Here is a 19,009-nt window from a genome sequence, read left to right as displayed (position 1 = left end):
GATCTAAAACCGTTCTTTTATCACAAAATTATCATAATGATTTTACCGCCAATCAACAAAGTCCTTGTCGATGTAGATATAATCACACTTTTCAAATATTGTGCGTCGATTGCAGTCTGAGAATTCTATGAGAAGCAATGGAACCTGAGCGTCAGCAACCACCTCCGCCAGCTGACAAAACTGGGTGACATTGAGGTAGTGACTCACGTTCGTTAAAACGAGCATCCGCTGTTCATTAATTTCAGTAATGATCTTGATCAACGTCTCCATTTTAACATACGGATCTTGATTCAAATGTTCAGGAATTGTAAGACCGGCACTTTTAATGACAGCCTCTAGGGAAAGGGACGATGATACTTCTAATGGCAAATCAAGCAAATAACTAGTCTCTAAGACATGGGTTTTAACGATTCGCACTTCGTCGGCAAGCTGACTCCACTCATCAGTTGCTAGGACGCTTAAACGTGCCAAAACCTTTTTCATAAAAACTTTATTGAGATCAAGTTCCAACATTGGATCTCCAAGCCAATAACTAAGCTTACTTGTTTGTGCTAATTCCCAGTCATCCGCGCTGACGTGAAGCTGATCCGTATCGTCTTTGAACCCGGTTATCAATTCCAAATAATGCTGGGGACTGGCCACATCAAGCACCGTAACGCGCCCAGACTTTACGTTTATTGGTTCAAAAGATTCAAATGCTAAATTCATATAATCAACGTCCTTTCCGCTGAATTTCGTGCATCATCTTTTGGTGTCCCTACCAAGAAATTCATTGATTGATACTGTTTTTCTGTCACAATCAGCGTTTGGACCAGACCCGCTAATGGTGTAATCATTGCGATTCTTTTTTCCATTAATTGTGCCGAACTCCGGTTAACGCACACTCGTACATAAACCGAATACTGCATCATTAAAAAGCCTTCGTTAATTAAGGCCTTACGAAACCGCCGATAGTTTCGTTTTTCTTCACTACTATCCATTGGCAAGTCAAACATGACCATTAATCGCATTATTCGATACCTCATTAGGAATTTTCACCTCGATTTTCAAACCATCGTCATCGCCACTTAAATAATTCACACAATTCCGGACATGTTCAGTTAATGCATTCCGAACTAGCATTGTCTTACCATTAAAATCAATTTCTAAATTAAGCAACTCTACAAGACCAAACTTAATGTCTGGTGTTAGTTCATTGAATCGCTGTTGACACAGCCAGTAGTCCACTATTGGTCGAAATGGTTCCATTAAATCCGAACCCAAATTATAAGGATTTTCATCACTATAATGGTGAACACCAATGCACGTCAGGTATCCATTATTCACAATTTCACGGTCAACAAGCGCCAAAATAATTGCGTAACCATAATTTAACGCAGCATTTGTTGCATCAAATTGACGCCGCGAAAATTTATCGCCAAATAATAACGGAAAATATTTCCGTGCGGCAACCGCTTCACGATTCGTGACGTCTCCTAGTTCCAACTGATCCAGTTCATCTTCCAACGCAGTCGCATCAATTGCCGCATTCGTTAAACATTGAATCTGATTTGTCACCTTCGCCTGAACCATCGTTGTCCATAAACGTTGACCCCGATCTGGCGACCAGTTGACCTGTTGTGCCACTAAATCTGCCGTTCGTCGATGCGTCGTTAGGCTTTCAAATTCACCAACCGGTTGACCATCCTTACCAGAAAAAATGATTTTTGTGTGCACTTGTGCCAGTGCTGCAATTACTGCCGTTGTAATGACTGCCTGTGTGGTGCTAATTAGTAGAACGTCAATGTCATCAATCGGCACCCTTACGACCCCTTGATCCGTTTGCACCACCAAACAATTTGCCGATAATGAAATTTTTGAATGTTGTGTCACAACTACACTTCGCCATCCCATGAAATGACCCCTCCTTGTGTCACCAATTATTCTGTGCTATATTACTGGTGTTGGAACTGACATATTCCAATTTTTGATCCTATTGATCTGACATAGAGCGTTAAAATCAAGCAAGGCTTCGGCCGAGTTTAAACCTGTGGGTTCGCTATTCGGACCACTACATAACAAAAGGTGTCATCGAAATTATTTTCGATGGCACCTTTTTAATTTTACAAAGAACTAAATGGAACCGTTCGAGTAAAAAGACCGGTTGGTGATGTATAAATTAACTGCGCGTCTTTGGATAGATATATTTTTTTCATCTGTAATTGACCAAGATTAACCTTTATTCCTAACGCCTTTAAATCAGTTGTCTTTTTATTTGCATGTAATCCAACCAAAATATTATTTATTGCATCCAGTTTAGTGAACCCTTCTCCACCAACTGGTAAGGCCACGAATTTATCCCTTGAAGATAATAAACTATTACGGAAATTACCAACATCATATAGTGAAAAATACCTATCAACCTGAGTCAAAATATGATCAAAAATTTCATTTAAGTGCTGATCGTAATCTCCATCATTATGATCAACCAACAACTGCTGATCTGCTCTCGAGAGAAATAGCTGTTGTAAATTGTGATAATATTGTGCGCTGCTAAAGGAAAATTTCGTTCCATTATCCTTAATTTGCTGGCCAAGTAAAAGTTTTTTAATAACAATCTTAAAACCATCATGGGCAATGCCACGTTTGCTTTCGCCATTTAGCGTTTTATAAATAGCCTCATATAAAAAGGCGTCAGCAGCTGTATCACCTTGATCTCGACGAACCCTTTCTAGTTCATCAACAGTCAATGTGTCGATTCCAACAACCCGGTACTCCTTTCCAATGGTACTTTTTGCTAATTTCACGACACTCAAATAAGAAACTTCGCGCTTTGTATACCCACCGTAAACATCAGTTGGCATCCCTTTTTTAATCGGAATGAGCTTCTTTGATTGATCGTCCTTAGCCTTATAAATGGTCTGCTTAAACATTGGCCCATGATTCGTCGTTGTTTCATGAGTTACAAGCATGGTCTTAAAGTTATAAACACGATCCAATTCGGCCAGTTCGGCCTCTTTTGACCAATAAATTTCACCCGTCTCATGATCAACTACATCACTCTTTAACTGGCTGACGAAATTAAAACTTCGCATCTTTTGCGTTGCATCCTTGTATGGTGTGTACTCTCCATACACAAAAAATGGCGTTAGTTTGGGATACCGGTTCAACAAATAACTTCCAATTTTTGCGGTTAACAATGCGTCAAAAGCATGATGGTAATCATTAACGTTTCGCAGTTTGGGGAAATTAAACGTAGTTCGAAAATCATGATTCAATCCTGCTTTAATCATCACAATTTGGGTTTGATCTGTCGAATACACGTCATTTAATAAATCAGCCGTTAGTTTAATAATCTGGCGGGTTTCTGTTAACTGACGGGCAATAAACCCGGTCGCGTACTTATCAATGTCTCCTGGTCGCATCATTAAATGCTGCAATTTCCGCTGGGAAATTAAGCCTTGTTTTTGCCAAGTTTGCCACAAATTCCCCATGGACTTCTGGAATAATTCTGAAGCAAACCGATCGTTTTTCTCACGGTTAATTTCGGAATGAACCAAAACCCGATTATCAAGTGAATCATCCTTGATTAAATTCTGCGGCAAAATATGCTCAATATCATAGCTACTGAGTGCATCAATTGACAGCTGCTTCCCTGTATAGATGTCGCGTCCATTTTGCATAAAGTACAGAACCAATCGATCCGTAAACGTGGCTTTATCCTTAATTTTTTCATCCAGTTCCTGAACAATCTTTGGATCAATCAACGTTTTAGCAACATCCTGATACAAATTCTTTAATTGTTGGCCACGGCTGACCGTTCGGCCTGTGTTCCGTCCTTTTTCACGGGGACTTTCGATGTAAATCCACGAAGGCGCCTGACCGTGTTTTGCTCGCTGAATATCAGCAACAACCTTCATCACCTCACGCAGCGCCTTTTTGTTTTCAGGTGACGTGTAGAAGCCGTCGATCAATTCATCACTTGTTTGTCCCTGCATGGCAAGACCGTTTGCTTCATTGATTTTTTGGGCAATGGCCTCATCGGTTTGAATCTGCATGAAGTTTTTATTGGTCGCCCACATCAAATCAATGACACTATTTCCGTCTATATCAGTCAGCTCAGTTAGTAATTTCTTTGAGAGTTGCCCCCACCCACGATACCGAATCCAGCTCAGCTTCTTTTGTTGCTCCGCCGTCAGCCACTCAATTCCGGCCAGCTTTTCACTAAAAATGGTTGCGTCCTCAAAGAGTGTTGACCATGCGATGATTTGTTCAATGTCATCACGTTTTGTTGGGTCATCGACGACATCGCCCAACACATTTTTGAAGTCAATGTAGCTACTTAATGTGCTAGTAAACTTCTTCGGATCTGACAATCCCGTAATGACATCCTCTTCGGTTTGATGCTCATTATGTGCAGTAAGGTTCTTTTGAATTTCCTTAACCGTAACGCCCTTTTTATGCTTAAATAACTCATTGAAAAAGCGCTGCTTTTGCTTTGTTGTCACAGGTTTACCGTTAATGCGAATTTTGTTCAGTTCGTTCAACACTTCGAATTTTTGGTAAAGCAAACTTTGTGCCGGGAGAACATCTTCACCAATCAAGTAAGTGTCAGTTGTCTTCATTCGTTCAATAAAGGCCTCTGCAGAAGCTGATCGATCAACTTTATCATCGAAGTTCCATGGTGTAATCGTTCCAGTTGCCTTTCTGACCATCCACGCAAACTGAGTTTCTGGTGTTTCCTTCCCGGTGGAGCTAGTCACCATGGGACCAACATAGTACGGAACGCGGAAACTAACCAATTCATCTAATTTATACGGTAAGCTCAAACGATGGTCTTCCACCGGATTCGGCTCAGCTAACCACGGATAATAAGCACGTTGATTCTCAATGATTGCATCCAATTCAGATTGATGCACTTGATGTGGCACAACTCCGTTAGCTTTGGTTCGCAACTTAGGCATAAACTTCCCTGTCGCGATTTCGTCAGCAATTGTTTTGGCAGCGTCGCTTTCCTTAGCGTCCACATCAACATACTTTTTAAGTGCCTTGTAAAAATCATCTTGAGGAACGGCCTTGCCATCTTTTCCGGCAATATAGACATCGTACGTAGCCCGAATTTCACGCGCACGAGTTACATCCGACTGTTCCTTGCAGTAGTTCTTCAATAGCGCCAAATCGTCACTGTGTTGCTTATACAGAGCCATCATCCCCTGTGAGAACGTCTTTCCTTCGGGGATAATCCCGGCCAATGCAATGACACCATAAAGGTCATTTAGCTCTGCCAAAAAGCTTTGAAAATCGTCCGGTAAATTACCACCTAGGGTATCAAAAAATTCTGCAAACCCATCAAACTTAATCTCGAGGCCAGCATCCTTTTCACCGTCTTGAAGCACCCACAAACGCGTCTTCATTCCAACAATGGCTTTGATCAGTTCTGTCACAAGTTTTTTCCGAATTGCTTTTTGCTCGCGGTCACCAGCTTCGTTCACGACGGCAAGAATTAGCGTTGTTACTTCTTTTTGACGATCTGACTGACTGCGTTCGTTTGCCATTAAAACCGCTTTAATCTCAGTCAATCCGTGTTCATCGGTTGGTAATATTAAGTCGACCTCTGGCATGTTCACTTGGAAATAGTCGTTAATGGCCTCAAAATGAGCCTTTAAGTTTAATTCACCAGTTTTAAAATCCGCGGCCCGCCCTGCTAGTAAAAAGTGGCCTCGTGACTTCACAATGTGGTGAATGGCCAGATAAATTTCACGCACATCAAACTGCCGGTGTTCTGTCATTAATGCGTTACGCAGATGGTACATCGTTGCATATTTAGCGTAAAATTCTTCATCCAATTGGTCGTTAAACAGTCCTTTTTCAGCTGGCAACTCACCGGCCTTAGCAGAACTTCCAGAGTATTTTTGCCGTAAAAAGAACTCAGGATCTTTTTCAGTAATATAGGGGTCAAAAATTTCCCGTAGTAACCTTAGCCGCCAGCGGCGCCGACCTAACCGCCGCCGTGTCGTCCGAAAACCGCGGCGATCTGCGGCAGAGACTCCTGTTTCAAACAAATGCGCACCAATGGCTGTTTTCCCCTTCACCCGCGTAACGTGTCCGTCCTCATCCGTGACAGCAAACCCCACTGAATTCGTCCCAATATCTAAACCGATTCCGTATCGTTGTTGCATCATCATGAGCCCTCCTAGAATTAATTCCTTATCAAATGCTAAGTTCATTTTATAACAAAGTTCAACCAATACAATCAATTTCAGGTAATGAGCCAGTTCAATTTATCATGTAACGATACTAAAAACGTCCGCACTCCATACAAGGAGCGCGGACGTCTTTGATTGAAAAATTCGCATTACAATTCGTGTTGATAGCTTACATTCGTTTGCCCGTTTACTTGCGAAACCACCCGTAGTTGGTCCGGAATCTGCTCCTGCATCTCGGTCACGTGACTGATGATGCCGATCATCCGGTTGCGACCCTCAATGCTTTGTAACGCCTCCATCGCCATCTGAAGCGCTTCTTCATCAAGAGAACCAAAGCCTTCATCCACGAACAAGGCTTCGATAGAAATCCCACCAGCCTCGTTTTGAATGACCTCACCAAGGGCCAACGCCAGGGACAGCGCCGCGATGAAACTTTCACCACCAGACAGCGTGTGAACGCTCCGTGATTTACCGGCCTGATCGTCAAAGACATTGATTTCCAACCCGGTATCCGTTGTCCGTGAGCCAACGGCCGTATCTAGTTGGAACTGATAGCGGTTGCTGGTCAGCGCCGCTAACCGCACGTTTGCGACTTCCAGCACCTTTTGCAGATAGGTCTGGAGAATGTACCGTTCCAAACTAAGGTTAAGGTGATTCTTACCATTAGCGGTATCAGACAACTCCGTTAGTTGTGCCAGCGTTGTTTGTGCGGCCTTGGTTTCACCCATTCCGGTCGTCAACTTATCAGCCAGCTCAACATTGCCGTTGACCAACTGGCGATATTCATAAAAGGCCGCCTGAACCGTCTGTTGGACTGCTTGCTGGGCGTCACGAGCCGCCACCAATTCAGCCACATTGGGCCGTTTTTGCGAACCAATTTGTGCTTCAAGTGTTTCTAATTGCCCGGTCACCTTGGCCACCTGCTCAGCGTATTGCTGTTGTTGCTCACGGAGCCCCGCTAACTGTGGCAGCATCGTAAGCAGTGTTTGTAATTGTGGCAACGTTGCGTCATGCGCCGTCAAGGCGTCGTTTAACACGCGTTCTGCGTCATCACGGGCCACCGTTTGCTGGTCACGCTCCGTCGTCAGGTTTTGAACCTGTGTGGCTAACCGGGTGTGGGCATCGCGGGCCGTTGCTTGCTGATCACGAAGCTGTGCTTCCGTTGCTTTAAACGTGGCACTGGCATTCTGGACGGCCTCAAGGTGCGCGTCCAGCGCCGCTAAGTCAACGTACTCAGTTGGTAAGCCGTGTTGCCGTTCTGTTAACTGGGCGCTTACCGTTGCGAGCGTTGTCTGATCTGCATGAAGTGTCTCGACCAACTTTTTTTGTTGCGCTGTCTGATCTGTTTGGGTGACCGTTGCTGTGCTCAGTGTCTGCGTTAATTGCGTTCGCTGCTCAAGTTGATCAGCTAGGGCCGCTTCGTTGGCCGCTTGCTGGTTCACCTGCTCAGCGACCGCCTCATCCGCAGTTGCCAACTCAACCAACGCCTCATCAGTGACGGTCGAAACAGCCGCTAGCCACGCCGTCTGCGCCGTTTCACACGCCGTTACGTGACCCGCCAGTTCATCCGTCAGTGTCCGTAGCTGTCCCGTCAATCGCTCAACCGTCGTACTAGCCTGTTGGCGCCGGGCATCCGCGGCCTTCACGTCTTCTTCGACCACCGTAGCTGTCGCTACCAGCGCCACCTGCGGATGATCCACCGCGCCACACACCGGACACGGTTCACCGGGCACTAGCTTTGCGCTGAGTCGTTGAATCTGGGCAACGGTCCACTCGCGATCCACCGTTTCATACGCAGCGATTGCCTGCGCCTGTTCCGCTGTTGCCGTGGCTAACGTTGCCTTAACTTCAGCAATTCGGTTTGTAGTCTGCGTCACCGTTTCCTGTAACTGCTGTAGATCCGTTCGCTGTTTTTGAATGGTTGTCAGTGCATGTGCATGATCTCGTAACGCAAGTTGGGCCGCTTCCAGATCGCCAAGTTTCTCCACCTGCGCTGTTGCCGTCTGAATCGTTGTGGTCGTTGCCACCTGCGCCTGTTTTAGTGCAGCGACCGCGGCCTCATCTTTTGCGACGCGTTTGCGTTGCTCAGTCACCGTTTCAGTCAGCGTCGCGACCTGTTTAAACAACGGTCGTTGCTGGGTCAACGTGGTTAATTCTTGCTGGCGCTGCTGTTCTTCAGGCGCTTTTGCAACGTGTGCCGTTAGGGCGGTTGTTGCCGCTTCAAGGGTTACGGTCGCCGTTTTTGAAGCCGCTGTTGTCTCTGCAAGGGTCGCCGAAGTTTTGGTTAACTGGTCAGCAGTCGCTTCCTTCGCTACCAGTAGCGGCTGCACTTCACTGGCCCAGCCTAGTTCCGTTATCTGCGCCGCTAGTGCCGCCATTTTGGGCGCCTGAGCCGTTAATTCGGCTTTAGCAGCTAATGCGTCATCACGTTGTTTAAACACCGCTAATAACGTCTCAGCCGCCTTCACCTGGTTTTCCAGCTTAGTCAATTTCGTCGTTTCGTCATCGTGGTGGTGTTGGCGTTCCGTCAGTTCCGCCGTCATCTGTTCGTTTTGGGTCGTCAATGCTTGAAGCACATCTGCCAGTGGCGCCGTTTCGTCAGGATGCTCATCCGCTTGCCACTGGATCATTTTTGCGTAGGCTGCCAATTGCGACGTCTGCCCCTGAACGGTTTGCTTCATGGCTTTCAATTGATCCGCAAGTTCAGCGGCCCAGCGTGCGTATAGATCCGTGCTAAACAGGTCAGCCAATAGCTTCTGCTTTTCATTACTATTGGCCTCTAAAAAGTGGCGAAACTGCCCTTGAGGAAGTAAAACGATCTGGGTAAACTGCTCCGGTGTTAGGTGAAGCAGATCCGTTAATTTATCTCTGACGGGGCCCACCTTGGTCCACGCCTTTTCCTGCCCGTTGCGATCAGTCACCGTCAGTTCAACACTGGCGTTTTGCGTCGTCGTTCCGGTCCCACGTTTTTTCGCAAGCACTTGGGCCGGCTTTCGGACAATGACGTACTGCTCCCCTTGGTGCTCAAAAATAAACGTCACCGCCGTTTCTTCCGTCGGTGTCGCAAAGTCAGAGCGCATCTGTGCAGGGTCACGGTCACCACCAGAAGACCGCCCAAACAGTGCAAAACACATCGCGTCAAAAATGGTGGTTTTTCCGGCACCCGTTTTCCCGCTGATCAAAAATAACGGTGCTTCATTAAACGCTTCAAAATCAATGGTTTGATCCCGGTACGGGCCGAAATTAACGAGTCGAATTCTAAGTGGTCGCATGGCTTATTCCTCGTGTTCCGCTTTCTGCAGGCTGTCCTTGGCCCACTGTGTTTGTTGCTCGTTCATCGTCTCTTCGTTGACGTACTCAAAAAAGTCCCCGAAAAGAGTCAGCGGGGCGGCGGAAGTGTCGACCGTCGCCACCGTTGGCAACGCCTCGCGACCAAATTGCCGTTCCAAACTAACGATCCGTGGATAGACCTGGCGTAACTGGTTCATCACATCGGGAATGATGGCCTTATCCGTTAACGTCAGCCCGTAATACGCATCGCGATCCAACGTTTGATAGTAATCTGGTTCCGTTAAATGTTCGAAGGAATCCGTCAGTGTAACGACATCACGCACGGGTGTCAGTGCTTCATACGTTTCCGTCATCGCCGTCGTGTCCACCACCCAAACACCCTTCGTTTCGCCAGCTTCTGATAAGGAAAACTTCACCGGCGACCCACTGTAACGCATCCTGGGCTGGTTCAGGGCGTGGTGGTTGTGCAAATGGCCGAGCGCCACATAATCAAACGGTTCGAGTAGGTCCAGTGGCACAGCGTTTAGGCCCCCAACCACCACCTTCGTTTCTGAATCCGTCGTACTACTTCCTGCCGCAAAGAAATGGGCCACTAACACGTGCTTTTTGGCCGGATCAAAGTGTTCTTGCTGTTTTGCCACCACTAACTTCATGGCCTGTTCCACGGTTCGGATCGAATCGTCTTCAAACACATTGCGCACCTGCCACGGTTCGAAGTATGGCAGTAAAAAGAACTGCGTGTCGCCCAAATCGACCGGTTCAAACGCACCACTAAGCTCAGTGTTTAAAAAATAGTTCGTTTGGGCGTACCATTCGCTCCCCACGTGGAGCCGGGTTGCACTATCATGGTTCCCACTGATTGCCAGTAACGGCAACTTGTTGGTCAAATTCAAATCAATGAGCATGTGGTTCAACTGCGAAACGTTATCTTCACTTGGCAACGCCCGGTCATATAAGTCACCCGCAATCACCACCGCATCGACCTGTTCGCGCAACGCAATGGCTAAAATTTGCCGGTACGCGTCTGCCTGTTCATCGTGGAGGTCGAATCCGTGGAGCTTCTTACCAATGTGCCAATCAGCCGTGTGTAAAAACTTCATGCTATCCCCTTTACTCGCTTCGTGTTGTTTCAAGTAGTCTTAGTTTACACCGTTTCGCCACCGCAAGGACGATCAAAAGTAACATCACTAAACTGACGATTCATGTCCACATTTAGCGGATTATCATACGGAACAACTGCATCAAAAAAGGAACATTCACGGCTCATTGACCACGAATGTTCCTTTTTAGCGTTTGATTGCCACTTTTTAGGTTAATTGCCGTGAGCCACACACCGTGGTGGCGGTTCCGTCATCATCAGTGTTTTTCGCACCCAATCACTTTTGTGCCCAGATTGATCATCCACTCGGCCACACTCGGTTGTTGCCGTTTAAATCGTAGTCAATCGGTGCTATGGTTGGTAATTGTTCACGACTTTATTCCGCCATTAAAGTGACGCCAGCCCTAGTTTTGATCAGCCAAACATCGTACATGCACTATTGAAAATATCGTCTAATCAATCATCATTTACCGTCATTTGCGCTCATCATCGAAGCGCGCAAAAAGACCTCATAAATCCTTTGGTATCAACGTTTTAGCGTTTTAATAATCGCATTTCCGCCTAGTACATGCACTAGCATATGTACTAGGCGGAAAGCGGCGTTTTTTCATCCAAAAATGAGGTTGCGATCATCAGCCAAATTTGTTCGGTGGAATCAAAATCGAACCCGTTCGAAACGAAAAATCCGTGCTAAAATTATTGTGAATCCCTAAAATTTTTAGAGCCAAAAATGCCCGTTCAAAATTTTTAGACGCTTTTTTAATTCCGTTTATTAATCTTCTTTAACTCTACCAGATTAACTACTGACCCTGTTAATCATCGTCACTTTAAATTTATTTTCAAACGGCCATTTTCTCCGTTTCACTTGTTTCATTTTCGCTATCTCCGAATATTCTTGTCACGATTCCTATTTGACCGTAACGCACATTAATCAAAATAAAGGACCTTTTTTATGCCACTAAGTGATGCTCAAAAACTCGCCCAAAAGAAATATAATGACACCCACAAAGATCGGCGCCGTTATCTTTCTTACCGAAACACCGCCAAAACATTTCTTAGAAATTACGCCACGGATAGTGATCTTGATGAATTAGCAAGTTTGGTTGCTGATCGGCGCCAAATTAATAAACAATTATCCGCGTTAGCTTTAATTGAAGAATTGATCAGTGATCCTAGCTTTGAGTCCAAGACGCACGCCGCAGTGACCGTGTGGCAAAAGCCAGCTGACCTTCTTTCTCATCATTTGACGTTGCCTAATGCCGACCCAGTTCACGTGACCACGTGGTTCACACAAACCGTGGCCACTAAGTTTGATGAGAACCTGCCCCTCGTTGAAATCGTCTTTAACAACCAAACACTCGTTTACGATGCCTTTTCCGCGCGTGACATTGTTGAATGGCTTTCCAAAACGGCAAATTAAGGCCGCCGTTATCTAAGAACCAATTTTCACGCAAAAAAAGCTCATCCAATCTGGATGAGCTTTTTTGCTAGATACAACCCTGGGTATCAGGACGAATCCTCATTGTTTTCTAATTTAACAAGTCGTCCACAAACCCCGGAATTTTCTCCAGATAAGCTGCTAAGGCAGGCCGATCTTTCATAAGAATATCGCCCTGGTTATGCCACGTAATTTGCTTTGCACCCACTGAGGCCAACGGATAATTGACAACCCGTTCAATGGCACCATCAAACCCAACGGCCATTTCTTCGTTTGACAGTTGAGATGTGGTCAACACAAGCGCGCCGGTTACATTTGTATGACTGACTGCTTTTCGATCGACAAAGTTTACAATCCGGTTCATTAAAAAGACTTTGTCAAAAAAGCCCTTCAAAATGGCCGGCATACCCGCCCACCATAACGGAAACAGCAAAATGATTTTATCCGTCTTTTTAATGATCTCAATATACTTAGCAACCTGTGGATCCTTGTAGTCGCCACGCCCATAAACGGACAAATCGCTTTGTGTCATCACCGGGTTAAAACCATCCGCATTTAAATTGATTACCGTGTAGGGTTGTTTCCGTTCATCGAGGCGCTTTTTTACGGTCGTCAATTCTGCTTGATTAAAACTTCCGTCCCACGGGTGCGCATAAATAATCGTTACTTGTTCGCTTTGATTCATTTCAAAATCCTCCCTCACTTGATGTTATTCACCATAAACTGTAACGTTGGGTTACAGTCAACCATCAATTTTTGGGAGAAATTATGCTTAAAATCACCGAATTTGCGAAGCTTGCACAAACCACCCGTCGGACATTAATTCTTTATGATCAACAGGATATTTTTAAACCAGCGCTGACGAATGAAGAGGGCTACCGCTTCTACAATTATGATCAGCTTTATAAACTCTCATTCATTTTGACCCTCCGCCGCCTTGGCCTTTCGCTCAGTGAAATCAAACAGGTTAGCCCATCAACAAACAAAACATCACCAAACGAGCTCCTGGATAAGTTACAATCTCGGATTGATGACCAGATTCATGATCTCTTACAGATCAAACAATCACTGACCACCAGACATCAGAGCATTGTTGCCAGCGATCCGGTGCTCCACGACCACCCATACATTACCCACCGTGTCGCACAACTGTTTTGGTTTTCACCGATCCTCAAAGAATGTTCACCTCAACAAATCGCTGAAGCTTTTACAACGTTTTATCAGCACCTAGAACCCTTAGTCCTCATTAACGGCAAATGCTCAGGTTTTTTATTAACGGTTCCGCCCCTTGACCCGCATCCGTCAAAAAATGGCCCCTTTCAGTTACTTAAAGAGGCAACAAGCGTCATTAACGATGATTTTGTCGAAACCATAACCCGACCTGCTGGTGACTTTTTAGCCATTGAAACAAAGACAACTGACACTGCCATTAATCACGGCATTGATTTGCTTCGACACTACTTAGTCGCTCATCAGTTAACTGTAAATGACAAGCTTTGGCAAATTAACATGAATGAAGATATTCGACTTGCGGAGGCCACAACCGCAAAAGTTCGGCTTGAGTATCAACTTGCTCCGTCACAAATAACGCCGTCAAAAGGAATTCATTTAATCACCATGAATGAACGGCCACGTTTATCATTCAAATGTTTCATGTGAAACATCATCATTTCATCCTAAGCGGCTTTACCAGATGCTCACCAACAACTCCGCATCTGGTAAAAGCGCTTTTTTTAAATCAAATTTTATATTGACAATTATAGTATTGATGATTATAGTATGAACCATAGATTTTATACTATAATTGTTAATATGAAAGCTGTGATTACCATGAAAAACAAACAAATGCTCCTTATTCTCACAATGTGCATTGGCACCTTTTTGTGTATGCTCGATACCACGGTCATGAACATTGCGCTGCCTGCCATCCAAAGTAACATGAACGTTTCCCTCGATCGGCTCTCGTGGGCCCTCAACATTTACACCATTACATTTGCGGTTTTAACCATTCCGTTAGCACGGTTGGCAGATATTTTTGGTCGAAACAAAGTGTACCTCATTGGTCTTCTCACCTTTGCCATCGGCTCATTTGTTTCAGGAAATGCAGGCATTCCGGCCACCTTAATCATTGGCCGGGGCATTCAAAGTATTGGTGCTGCCATTATTTTCCCAACCAGCATGACCATCGCCATCGCTTCCACCACCCAGGCAAAACGGAAAACTGCCTTACTTACCATCGGTTTAACCCAAGGATTAGCTTCAACATTAGGGCCAACGATTGGTGGCGTTGTCACCCAATTTCTGGGGTGGCGGTGGGTTTTCTACATTAATTTACCGCTTCTTTTGATTGCTTTTGTCGGTGTCGTCCTTCAACTACCCATTCGCAACGAAACAAAGATTAACGCCAAAATTGATTTTGGTGGCATGATTCTTCTCATGGTGACACTGTTTTCACTAACATTGGCCTTAACGCAAGGAACTGATTGGGGGTGGACCAGTTCACGAATCATCAGTCTGGCCGTTCTCACAATCGTCGCTTTCGTCGGTTTCATTCTCTTGGAATCGCGGGTTGAGTCACCCATGGTGCGGCTGGATCTTTTTGCCGATCGTCAATTTTCTGGCGCTGCCCTGACCGTGATTCTTGCTGGGTTGTTATTGGTCGCCGTTATGGTCATCATGCCCACCTTCTTCACCCAGGTTCAAAATAAGACAGAGCTTGTTGCGGCACTATTGGTCACCCCTGCGTCCTTCATGATTTTTTTGACCTCACCCATTGCTGGAAACCTTATTGAGCATTTTGGTCCACGCCTTATTATCACCAGTGGTTTTATCGCCATGGCAGCCGGTTATGCTGTTCTTGGTTACATGAATCCGGCTCATTATTGGCAGACCTTACTTGGATTAATGTTGTTGGGCATTGGCTATGGTGTTGTCATCGGTCCGATTACTGTCCTGGCCGCCTCTGATTTCGAGGGTGAAAAATTGACTGCTTCACAATCCGTTATGGGTGTTTTGCGCCAAATCGGAAACGTACTGGCCGTTGCCATTTTCGTTTCATTGTTAACAAGTAACATCAGTACCGCTAAAACAACTGCTTGGCACCAAGCCCAAAATCAAATCAATCAAACAACGTTACCGCAAAACGTTAAAACTAAAATGCTGTCTGCAACACACCAACACTTTACTGGAACCGGTGCCTCAACCACCCATCATCAGGAAAGTGGGATTTCAAAACAACAAGCAGCGCTCATTATTCGGCAACAAACGACAGCTGCAATTGCCAAGGCAAATGTTGATCAACTGCCCGCTGCCCAGCAGACCATCATTCGCCCCAAAATTAAAACTGCCGTTACCCAAAAAGTAACGACCACGGTTGCCAATAATAATCACATCATCAAACAGACCAGCAACCACATTTCAACCCATACACATACGCTCATCAGTCAGGCCTTTCTTAGCCTTTACCGTTCTGCCTTTCCCATCACGATTAGTTTCATCTTCGTTGGGTTCATCTTCTACCGGCGCCATGATTATCAGGCGTTGATTCACCATGACGTCAAAGCAGACTAGCGTTGTTTATGCTAAGCTAGACTTAATTCACCAAAGGAGTTGCCAACCATGAAAAGTCGCCACATTGTTCTTGGCATTTTAAAATCCGGTCCCCAGACTGGTTATGACATTACCCAGATGTTTCAAACAAGCTTCACCTTCTTTTTCGACAGTTCTGCCGGGATGGTCTATCCTGCCCTTCGCAAACTGGAAGCGGATGGCTTAGTGACCAAGAAGGTGGTTCCACAAGAAGGCAAACCCGACAAAAACGTCTTTTCCATCACCCCCGCTGGTGAGCAGGAATTCGCAAATTACTTGGCGGCACCCGTGGAACCAGAGAGCATCAAATCAGATTTTTTGGCCCGCTTAATGTTTGGTGAATTTGTTGATCCAAAACAGATCTCTGACCTCGTTAAGGAAAAGATCCGCCAAGAAACAGCGGAAATGAAGATGCTTCAAGAACGCCTTGATGCTTACTTACCAGACCATGACCGCATTATGTCCGCTGGTCAAAAACTGGCTTTCGCCTATGGCATCCAGGCAAGCCAAATGAAGATCGATTTTTTCACCCAGTGGCTGGTCGATCATCCTGACGGAAAATAACGCTCTCACTAAAAGCCCCGCCATGTTGCGCTAAGTCAACATGGCGGGGCTTTCTGGCGTTCTCCGTTTTGATATTGTTTAGTCCACGTTGTGGTGCTAAACTACTCGCATTACACCTGTTATGGAGGCCTTCTCATGGAACCATCTGCATTAAACCACCGCAGCCTTCGCCGGTTTAAACCAGTCGCCGTCAATTATCAACGGTTGGAAGCTGTGGCCCAAGCCACCTCTTCCAGTGAATTTCTTCAGGAGTTTACACTCATTCGCATTACAGACCCACAGCTTCGTGCACGCATTGCCACCATTAGCGGGAGCCAAGTATTGTTCCAGCCCAACGGTGAGCTCTTCATTTTCGTCGTTGATACAAACCGGGATCTCCGTTTAACAACAGATCAAGACGGGCATAACTTTACCAATTGGAATGCCTTTTTGGCCGGTGCATTTGATGCAACCCTCGCCGTTCAAAACGTTCTCACCGACGCTGAGCAAAATGGTCTTGGTGGCGTTGTTTTGGGGAGTATTCTAAATGATCCTCAACAGCTAATTGATTTACTCCACCTTCCTAAGCATACATTTCCGCTGATTGGGTTAATGGTGGGGGTTCCTGATAGCGATCCTGATCAAAAGCCCCGGTTACCTAAAGAACTTGTTGTCGGCGAAAACACGTATCCAACGTTTGACCCAGCCGTGCTGGCCCAGTACGATCGTGCCATTACGGATTACTATAAACAACGCGGTGCAAACGCACGGATAGAGACTTTCACCAGTCTTGTCCAACATCATCTGAGCGCTGACCAAAAGCACCGAGATGAAATTGGCACCATTTTGAAAGCTCAGGGCTTTTCACTACCACAGTCATAAACAAAAATAGCCGTTAAATGATGTGTCTTTCGCCGGAACATAATTTAACGGTCTTTTTATTCCCCGGGAAATAGAATTGCTTGCGTTAACATGGTCTGACTCCAATCGGAAGACTGAATATTGGTCTTCACACCGGCCGAAATCCGGCATCGGCTAAGAAACGTTCTTGTTTTTCTACAGCAAAGTCAATCCGTTGTGGCACAAACGATTGAAGCGTTTTTTGTTGCTGAATTTTCGAATGATCTTGCGACCACCAAAAAGGATTCAGGCGCGATTTTCGTCCTTGTTTAGTAGATTGCATTTTTGGCTTCATCAACCATCGGCTAGGACCAATCTCCCGAACCACTTTCTTTTTCGTCGAGCCTTCCTAAACAATCATTCACTTTAAATGCGTAATTTTCTATCCTGATCAACGAGCTGTCCTCGCATTCATTTTCACCAACCACACTCAACGGCAAAATCATGGCTTCAATTTGCCGGGTAAAAATCACGCTTCCATCCTAATGATTCAATCGACTCATTTATGTTCTCAGTTTGCGGTACTCGTTTACGCCAAATAGGTTAACTAGTTAAATATTATTCTTTTAGATAAACTGTTATCACTTATCTGTTTAACACACCCCACTCAAAAAGAGGTCAGTGTTTGTCAGCCAACGATCTTGTTTCACATGAAACAAATAGGTTTGCATGTTCCTGATCTGAACCTGTAAAATGAGCTTGTGCCTAACACATTATCTCGGGGGAGAAATTAATGGATTCAAAAACAATTATCGCTGAAGCACAACAGACAATTGATGACCTTTACAACTTACTTTATTCACGTAAAGATCAGTCTGCTGAAATGCAGGATATTACAGATGTTTTGTTACAAGTCTACAAAACGTTACCAACCAATAAAAATCCGGAAGCGTTATTAAATCATTTGGTCAATTACATCCGCAGTGTTTCACTCGCAGGTCGCATTCATTTTCCAACGGATCAAGAGACACTCATCATCAATCTGGGGGTCATGGGGCACCGTGCCGGTTTGAACGGTTCCTACATGGCTGACTTCTCTGATAAAAGTCAATTTTATTCAATCACTGAACCTGTACCACATCGCCACTAAAAAATCGCTTAACGTTTTGAAGTCAAAACGTTAAGCGATTTTGATTACGCCAACAAGTCCTTTAGAATTTTTCTGCTAGCGTCTGCATCGTTTGCCAAGCATTGGCGTCATTTTGAACAGTCGTTGTTGCTGCCTTTAAACTAAATGAAGCAATCGGTGTGTTGACCCAGCCTGCGTCCGCTGCGGATGGGAAATGATATAGGTTAACGGTGTCACCGGTAATCGTGTACCCAAGTGCACTCAGCCCACCCGGTGTGTTAAAGACATATTCTTGGTTATCATCACCGGGAACACTAACCGCCCACGGTGACTGTTGCGTCACAACGTTTAAGGAGGAATAACCCGTCAATTGTTGAGCAGCGCTACCAGCATTCATTAAGATGAGTGCCTGCTTTTGTGCCGTCGTTAACGTCGTCTGCTCTGTCGTTGTTTTAACTGCTTGTGATTTTGAAACAACGTGTGTGGTCATTACTGGAATTGCTCCGGAAGCAACGACCGGCATTGCGGACACACCCATCGCCCCAACTGCTAACACACCCATGATTGTCATTTTTAATAATTGCTTTTTCATGGTAATCCCTCCAAACGTCTGACTCGCTTTCTATACCTTTATATTACATCTATATTACAAAAATTACACATTTATTTCATTCTTTTAGGATTTCTTAACCTGCCTTTATGAATCCTGTGACGCCTTTTCCATAAAAAAGGGGACGCAACCGTGGCTTCTGACCTTTACCCCGAAAGTTGAAACAAACTTTCGGGGTTTTCTTATGACTAAAATTTCTATTGAAACTAAAATCATTGCTGTTGAAGCGTATCTAACAGGAATGGATTCAAAACTTGCTGTTCGAAACAGATATCACATTGCCGGA

The 19,009-nt window shown here is 45.1% G+C and carries 15 protein-coding genes and 1 CRISPR repeat array (1 of these 16 cut by a window edge); of the genes, 6 read left to right on the top strand and 9 right to left on the bottom strand.

Translation table 11 applies throughout. The features are described from left to right. A CRISPR array of direct repeats spans window positions 1-10; the repeat unit is 35 nt; it reaches 553 nt to the left of the window's first position. Window positions 11-42: 32 nt separating this feature from the next. The 6 genes from csn2 to ACKTR5_RS08195 all read right to left on the bottom strand — a co-directional run bounded on the left by csn2 (window position 43) and on the right by ACKTR5_RS08195 (window position 10,576). Further along, complete coding sequence (csn2, locus tag ACKTR5_RS08220; RefSeq protein WP_407880683.1) at window positions 43-708, bottom strand: type II-A CRISPR-associated protein Csn2; 666 nt, start codon at window positions 706-708, stop codon at window positions 43-45. Next, a complete protein-coding gene (cas2, locus tag ACKTR5_RS08215; protein WP_407880681.1) occupies window positions 705-1,010 on the bottom strand; it encodes a CRISPR-associated endonuclease Cas2 in 306 nt (101 codons plus the stop codon). Before cas2 ends, csn2 begins: the two co-directional genes overlap by 4 nt. Further along, window positions 988-1,893, bottom strand: a complete 906-nt coding sequence (cas1, locus tag ACKTR5_RS08210; RefSeq protein WP_407880679.1) for a type II CRISPR-associated endonuclease Cas1 — start codon at window positions 1,891-1,893, stop codon at window positions 988-990. The genes cas2 and cas1 overlap by 23 nt, the downstream gene beginning before the upstream one ends. Window positions 1,894-2,102: 209 nt before the next feature. Continuing rightward, a complete protein-coding gene (gene cas9 / locus ACKTR5_RS08205) occupies window positions 2,103-6,161 on the bottom strand; it encodes a type II CRISPR RNA-guided endonuclease Cas9 (RefSeq protein WP_407880678.1) in 4,059 nt (1,352 codons plus the stop codon). 173 nt (window positions 6,162-6,334) lie between these two features. Further along, window positions 6,335-9,457, bottom strand: coding sequence for an AAA family ATPase (locus ACKTR5_RS08200; RefSeq protein WP_407880676.1), 3,123 nt, complete (start codon window positions 9,455-9,457; stop codon window positions 6,335-6,337). Window positions 9,458-9,460: 3 nt separating this feature from the next. Further along, window positions 9,461-10,576 carry an exonuclease SbcCD subunit D gene (locus ACKTR5_RS08195; RefSeq protein WP_407880675.1) on the bottom strand — a complete coding sequence of 372 codons (1,116 nt, stop codon included), beginning with the start codon at window positions 10,574-10,576 and terminating at the stop codon, window positions 9,461-9,463. Between the two features lie 951 nt (window positions 10,577-11,527). Between ACKTR5_RS08195 and ACKTR5_RS08190 the strand changes: the two genes are divergently transcribed. After that, window positions 11,528-11,995, top strand: a complete 468-nt coding sequence (locus tag ACKTR5_RS08190) for a hypothetical protein (protein ID WP_407880673.1) — start codon at window positions 11,528-11,530, stop codon at window positions 11,993-11,995. Window positions 11,996-12,104: 109 nt separating this feature from the next. Here ACKTR5_RS08190 and ACKTR5_RS08185 read toward each other — a convergent pair whose 3' ends face one another. Continuing rightward, window positions 12,105-12,698, bottom strand: a complete 594-nt coding sequence (locus ACKTR5_RS08185) for an NAD(P)H-dependent oxidoreductase (RefSeq protein WP_407880671.1) — start codon at window positions 12,696-12,698, stop codon at window positions 12,105-12,107. 83 nt (window positions 12,699-12,781) lie between these two features. Between ACKTR5_RS08185 and ACKTR5_RS08180 the strand changes: the two genes are divergently transcribed. The 4 genes from ACKTR5_RS08180 to ACKTR5_RS08165 all read left to right on the top strand — a co-directional run bounded on the left by ACKTR5_RS08180 (window position 12,782) and on the right by ACKTR5_RS08165 (window position 17,026). Continuing rightward, window positions 12,782-13,672, top strand: coding sequence for a MerR family transcriptional regulator (locus ACKTR5_RS08180; protein WP_407880670.1), 891 nt, complete (start codon window positions 12,782-12,784; stop codon window positions 13,670-13,672). Between the two features lie 171 nt (window positions 13,673-13,843). Then, window positions 13,844-15,583, top strand: coding sequence for a DHA2 family efflux MFS transporter permease subunit (locus ACKTR5_RS08175; RefSeq protein WP_407880668.1), 1,740 nt, complete (start codon window positions 13,844-13,846; stop codon window positions 15,581-15,583). 48 nt (window positions 15,584-15,631) lie between these two features. Then, entirely contained in the window at window positions 15,632-16,165 is a 534-nt protein-coding gene (locus ACKTR5_RS08170) for a PadR family transcriptional regulator (protein ID WP_407880666.1), read from the top strand. A gap of 135 nt (window positions 16,166-16,300) precedes the next feature. Beyond that, a complete protein-coding gene (locus ACKTR5_RS08165) occupies window positions 16,301-17,026 on the top strand; it encodes a nitroreductase family protein (RefSeq protein WP_407880664.1) in 726 nt (241 codons plus the stop codon). 323 nt (window positions 17,027-17,349) lie between these two features. Here ACKTR5_RS08165 and ACKTR5_RS08160 read toward each other — a convergent pair whose 3' ends face one another. Continuing rightward, entirely contained in the window at window positions 17,350-17,517 is a 168-nt protein-coding gene (locus ACKTR5_RS08160) for a hypothetical protein (protein WP_407880663.1), read from the bottom strand. A 260-nt stretch (window positions 17,518-17,777) separates the two neighbouring features. Between ACKTR5_RS08160 and ACKTR5_RS08155 the strand changes: the two genes are divergently transcribed. Continuing rightward, on the top strand, window positions 17,778-18,134 hold the full coding sequence (locus ACKTR5_RS08155) for a bacteriocin immunity protein (RefSeq protein ID WP_407880661.1): 357 nt from the start codon (window positions 17,778-17,780) through the stop codon (window positions 18,132-18,134). A 61-nt stretch (window positions 18,135-18,195) separates the two neighbouring features. On the opposite strand, the gene ACKTR5_RS08150 is transcribed toward ACKTR5_RS08155, so the two are convergent. After that, the gene (locus ACKTR5_RS08150) at window positions 18,196-18,705 is read right to left on the bottom strand and encodes a hypothetical protein (protein WP_407880660.1); all 510 of its coding nucleotides are present in this window, start codon (window positions 18,703-18,705) and stop codon (window positions 18,196-18,198) included. Between the last annotated feature and the right edge of the window lie 304 nt (window positions 18,706-19,009).

Source organism: Furfurilactobacillus entadae, assembly GCF_045862745.1.
Classification (GTDB): Bacteria; Bacillota; Bacilli; order Lactobacillales; family Lactobacillaceae; genus Furfurilactobacillus; species Furfurilactobacillus entadae.
This window is presented reverse-complemented; position numbering and strand designations above follow the sequence as displayed.

What these genes read in the sequence shown, in the direction of transcription:
- ACKTR5_RS08195 (WP_407880675.1), bottom strand. Translation starts at nt 10,576, where the DNA reads ATGAAGTTTTTACACACGGCTGATTGGCACATTGGTAAGAAGCTCCAC.
- csn2 (WP_407880683.1), bottom strand. Translation starts at nt 708, where the DNA reads ATGAATTTAGCATTTGAATCTTTTGAACCAATAAACGTAAAGTCTGGG.
- ACKTR5_RS08155 (WP_407880661.1), top strand. Translation starts at nt 17,778, where the DNA reads ATGGATTCAAAAACAATTATCGCTGAAGCACAACAGACAATTGATGAC.
- ACKTR5_RS08200 (WP_407880676.1), bottom strand. Translation starts at nt 9,457, where the DNA reads ATGCGACCACTTAGAATTCGACTCGTTAATTTCGGCCCGTACCGGGAT.
- cas2 (WP_407880681.1), bottom strand. Translation starts at nt 1,010, where the DNA reads ATGCGATTAATGGTCATGTTTGACTTGCCAATGGATAGTAGTGAAGAA.
- ACKTR5_RS08175 (WP_407880668.1), top strand. Translation starts at nt 13,844, where the DNA reads ATGAAAAACAAACAAATGCTCCTTATTCTCACAATGTGCATTGGCACC.
- ACKTR5_RS08170 (WP_407880666.1), top strand. Translation starts at nt 15,632, where the DNA reads ATGAAAAGTCGCCACATTGTTCTTGGCATTTTAAAATCCGGTCCCCAG.
- cas9 (WP_407880678.1), bottom strand. Translation starts at nt 6,161, where the DNA reads ATGATGCAACAACGATACGGAATCGGTTTAGATATTGGGACGAATTCA.
- ACKTR5_RS08190 (WP_407880673.1), top strand. Translation starts at nt 11,528, where the DNA reads ATGCCACTAAGTGATGCTCAAAAACTCGCCCAAAAGAAATATAATGAC.
- ACKTR5_RS08180 (WP_407880670.1), top strand. Translation starts at nt 12,782, where the DNA reads ATGCTTAAAATCACCGAATTTGCGAAGCTTGCACAAACCACCCGTCGG.
- ACKTR5_RS08150 (WP_407880660.1), bottom strand. Translation starts at nt 18,705, where the DNA reads ATGAAAAAGCAATTATTAAAAATGACAATCATGGGTGTGTTAGCAGTT.
- ACKTR5_RS08185 (WP_407880671.1), bottom strand. Translation starts at nt 12,698, where the DNA reads ATGAATCAAAGCGAACAAGTAACGATTATTTATGCGCACCCGTGGGAC.
- cas1 (WP_407880679.1), bottom strand. Translation starts at nt 1,893, where the DNA reads ATGGGATGGCGAAGTGTAGTTGTGACACAACATTCAAAAATTTCATTA.
- ACKTR5_RS08165 (WP_407880664.1), top strand. Translation starts at nt 16,301, where the DNA reads ATGGAACCATCTGCATTAAACCACCGCAGCCTTCGCCGGTTTAAACCA.